Source organism: Pontimicrobium sp. MEBiC01747, assembly GCF_053601635.1.
This window is the reverse complement of record NZ_JBSHNS010000280.1, coordinates 1-4,542: the sequence shown is the minus strand read 5'-3', so window position 1 is coordinate 4,542 and position 4,542 is coordinate 1. Positions and strand designations below refer to the sequence as shown.

4 protein-coding genes are annotated in these 4,542 nt (G+C 31.1%); all 4 read right to left on the bottom strand.

Annotated elements, in window-relative coordinates; genetic code table 11:
• Positions 1–136 precede the first annotated feature (136 nt).
• On the bottom strand, positions 137–1,903 hold the full coding sequence (gene sppA, locus ACVC2P_RS09210) for a signal peptide peptidase SppA (RefSeq protein WP_452598184.1): 1,767 nt from the start codon (positions 1,901–1,903) through the stop codon (positions 137–139).
• Between the two features lie 55 nt (positions 1,904–1,958).
• Positions 1,959–3,014 (bottom strand): AMP-binding protein, encoded by a 1,056-nt coding sequence (locus ACVC2P_RS09205; protein WP_452598183.1) that lies wholly within the window; start codon positions 3,012–3,014, stop codon positions 1,959–1,961.
• Positions 3,014–3,970 carry a CPBP family intramembrane glutamic endopeptidase gene (locus ACVC2P_RS09200; RefSeq protein ID WP_452598182.1) on the bottom strand — a complete coding sequence of 319 codons (957 nt, stop codon included), beginning with the start codon at positions 3,968–3,970 and terminating at the stop codon, positions 3,014–3,016. Before ACVC2P_RS09200 ends, ACVC2P_RS09205 begins: the two co-directional genes overlap by 1 nt.
• A 3-nt stretch (positions 3,971–3,973) precedes the next feature.
• Positions 3,974–4,542: enolase C-terminal domain-like protein (locus ACVC2P_RS09195; protein ID WP_452598181.1), on the bottom strand; the 569-nt coding region annotated here is incomplete at its 5' end.

Below are 4,542 nucleotides of genomic sequence, written 5' to 3'. Positions count from 1 at the left end.
ACCAAAGCCTGTATTACAAAACCGACATTGAGGGAATACATGCTTTCAATGAGGGAACTTGGAAAACAAAAAGGTTAAGCACTAGCTTAACCTTTTATATTTACTGTTTTAATTTTTAATGTATTTGTATAAAATTTTACTTTATCTCTGTGTTAAATGGAAATAATAATTGCACTCCTTTTTGCTCTGTCATTGTCTTTATCTCCTTTAAAATCTTATAGTTTTCAACACCTAGCTCTTCTTCTAAAATAGATTCTTTAGACTTAATTAAACCAAACCCTTCTACTAACTCTTCTATTGTTTTTTCGTAAACTGGAAGTTCTTTTATTCTGTAATCTTCAATTTCTGCTAGTTCGGCAGCGTACTTTAAGGCATCATCTAACCCGCCTAACTCGTCTACTAATCCATTGTTTAAAGCATCGCTTCCAGTCCATACTCGTCCTTGCGCTATTGCTTTTACATCATCTTGTGTTAAGCCTTCTCTACCATCAGCTACACGCTGAGTAAATAACTCGTATACATCATTTATTCCTTCTTTTATAAATGCGCGTTGTTCTTCGCTTAATGGCTCGAAAAAACTATAGGTTACTGCATTTTTATTAGTTTTAACTTGCTCTGCATTAATTCCCATTTTATCTGCTAAGTCTTTTCCATTAGGCAAGGTACCAAAAACACCTATACTTCCTGTTATTGTAGTTGCTTCTGCAAAAATTTTATCGGCATTACATGCTATATAATAACCTCCTGAAGCAGCAACGTCTCCCATAGACACAATTACTGGCTTAACTTTTTTAGTGAGTTCTATTTCTCTCCAAATTAATTCGCTTGCTAGTGCGCTTCCTCCTGGTGAATTAATTCTTAAAACAATTGCTTTTATTTTATCGTCTTCTCTAGCTTTTTTAAGCGCTTCTCCCATAGTACCTTGCCCCACAAAGTTTTCATTACCTTTTCCATAAATAATTTGTCCTTCTGCATAAATTACTGCTATTTTAGCTTTAGCAAATTGTATAGATTTTTTATCTGCTACATAATTAGAGTAATCTTCTATAGTAATTGTATTTATATTTTTATCTGCATCTATACCAATTGCTGCTTTTATAGCACTTTCATATTCGTCTCTGTAGGCAATTTTATCTATTAATTTAGCTTCTTTTGCCATGGTAGGTGTTCTTGCTAGTAAATTATCTGCTATTGTGTTTAAAGCATTTGTAGGTATATTTCTGCTTTGCGATATTTCAGATTTAATTTCGCTCCATAGCCCGTTTAAGTATACACTTATTTGTTCTCTGTTATTCTCACTCATTTCGTTTTCTAAGTAAGGCTCAACAGCACTTTTATATTTTCCAAGTCGTATTACTTCCATTTTCAACCCTGTTTTTTCTTGAAAATCTTTGTAATACAATCGTTCTGTAGACAGCCCTTTAAACTCCATAATACCAACAGGATTCATATAAATGGTATCTGCAATAGAACTTAAATAGTAATCTTTTTGGCTATATACATCGGCATAAGCGGTTATAAACTTTCCAGATTCTTTAAATTTTAATAGTGCATCTCTAATAGCTTTTGTTTGTGAGACTCCCGCCATTAAAAAGTTACTATCTATAGATATTCCTTTTATTTTAGAATCGGTTGCGGCATAATCTATTGCGTTAATAATGTCGAATAGTCCATTTTTATTAGTTTCATCTAAAAATGGATATTCTTTAAATACAGTTTTTGCGGCATAGTCTTTTATAGGAAAATCTAATTTTAAGTCTAATACAGATTGCTCTTTAACTGTAATAATATTTTCTGAAGAGGCTCCTGCAAAAATGCCTATAATTAATAATAGACCAAAACAGATTCCGAAGAAAACGAAGATTCCTGTAACTGTAGCTAATACGCGTTTTATAAAATTCATTATAATTTATCTTTTTTAATTAGTAGTTGTAACATCTGTTTTGTTACAGTATTATTTACTTTAATTTTTCTAACGTTTTTTTACGTTGAATTTTCCCTGAAGTCGTTTCTGAAAATTGAGAAATATTGTATATTTTCTTAGGTTTCTCATGTGCTTTTAACTCACTAAAAACAGAATTATTAATAGTGTAATCTCCTTCTAATACTAGTATAATTTTCTCTCCTAATCGTTCATCTTTTTCTGATGCTATAAAGAAACGGGGTATTACCTTTTCTTTTAACTTATTTTCTAGTTGCTCTGGGAATACTTTAATACCACCTGTATTTATAACATTATCAAAACGTCCCAACCATTTAAAGGCTTTTTCATTTTCTATAATAACATTATCATTTGTTACTATTGTACTTGATGTAATACTTGGTGCTTCTATTATTAGACAACCTCTTTTATCTTGAGAAATACGTACATTAGGTAACGTTTTAAATGTTTGAGTTTTGCCTTTTCCGTTTATTTGTTTTACTGCAACATGAGATACTGTTTCTGTCATCCCATAGGTTTCATAAATTCTAGTTTTTAAATCTTGTATTGTATTTGTTAACGCTTTAGAAACTGGTGCGCCACCTACAATAAGTTGTTTTATTTTACCTAACTTATTTATATTGCTCTGCAATTGCATAGGCACCATTGCAGAAAAATCGTACACTTTTGTTTCGTTAATGCTAAGGCTAGATTTTGGTTCAATTATGTCTAATTCTAAGCCTAGTACAAAAGCTCTAACAAGCATCATTTTTCCTGCTATGTAAGAGGCTGGCAAGCATAATAGAGTACTGTTTCCAGGACGCAATCCAAAGAAATCACCTGTAGCTATGGCTGAATTTACCATTGCTTGTTTACTTAGTTTTATAGTTTTTGGTTGACCAGTAGATCCAGATGTTTTTGCTAAAAGATATGGGGTGTTGTCTTGCCAATCTAGTATGAAATCTCCTATTTCTTTTTGATAGTTTTCGCCTTCCTTTATTAAACTATAGGCTAATTCGTTAAGGTTTTGATATGAATAATGTATTTTATTATATCGAAATCGATTATGTACTTTATTATATTTAGGTACCACTACTCTCCTATTTTATTTATATCCTCAAGTACAGGAGCTTCTACAGCTCCCAATAGTTTATCTTTCCAATTGGTCCATTTGTATTTTTTACTAAAAATAAATAGTAAAATTGGAAAAATTATAAATACAGGTAATACAAGATCTAGAAATCCTAAAGTTGGCTCAGACACATCTTTTAAAACCGAATGTGTTTGAAAAGCAGTCCAATTTGCTGTTACTAAAAGTGCTGTAAATAGATTATTAGCGGCATGAAATCCTAGAGCCAATTCCATACCTTCATCCATTAAAGTAATTATTCCTAAAAATAACCCTGTTCCTATGTAATAAATCATGATGGTGTACCCCAATTTTTCAACTTCTGGGTTAGCGATATGTAATAATCCAAAAATTAATGATGTTATTAATAATGGTGCCCATTTATTCTTTGTTACAACACCAATTCCTTGCATTAAATAGCCTCTAAATAAATACTCTTCGAAACTTGTTTGAAATGGAATTAATACTATAGCAATTATTGCTAGAATTATAAATCGGTTTAACTCAAAATTATTAACATAATCATCTGGGTTTGAATAATAATCAAAAAGGATCATACTAGAAGATAAAATTCCCCAGAAGAAAAAAGAAAATATTATACGTTTCCAATCTATTTTCTCTCGTGCTGTTGTTAAATGAGTAATTGTTTGATTGTGTAATGCTTTTACAACTATAAATAACCCTATTAAACCTATAGCAAATGATAATAGCAATAAAAAGAGATTTAAATTAGGTTCTAATACAGACATCATTGTAGCTTGATCTATATTTGTAAAATCGTCTCCATCCTTTATCATTTTCCCCATAATTACCACAGTGTAGGGTACTTGACCTATAAAAGAAGCTATAATTATTAAAATTGTACCTATAAAGTACCTCCACCAATCGTGTAAAACATTAAATGCTTGCGCTATATACATATATTATATTTTAAATTTCCAATTGTTATTTATATTGTATTGCAATGTACCATTTTTTACTTGCAACGGAGAATCGAAGTTATTTGTAAATAAGCTTCCTGTTCCTAGCCCTTGTGGCATTTTATTTTGTTTTAAATAGGTGTATTGAGCAATAGCATTTAACCCTACATTACTTTCTAATGCGCTAGTAATCCACCAGCCTATGTTATGGTTTTCGGCTAAATTAATCCACTCATTACTACCCGCAAAACCTCCAATAAAACTAGGTTTTAAAATAATATATTGGGGCTTAATTATGTTTAGTAATTCTTCTTTTTTAGTTGTGGAGAAAACGCCTATCAATTCTTCATCTAAGGCAATTGGTAGAGGTGTTACTTCACATAGCTTAGCCATGTCCTCAAATTGTCCTTGTTTTATAGGTTGTTCTATAGAGTGTAGTTTAAACTCGGACAGTTGTTTTAACTTTTCTAAAGCTTCTTTTGGGGCAAAAGCGCCATTAGCATCTACTCTTAATTCTATATCGTTTTCACTAAAGTTATTACGTATGGATTTTAAAAGGCTTAGTTCTGTTT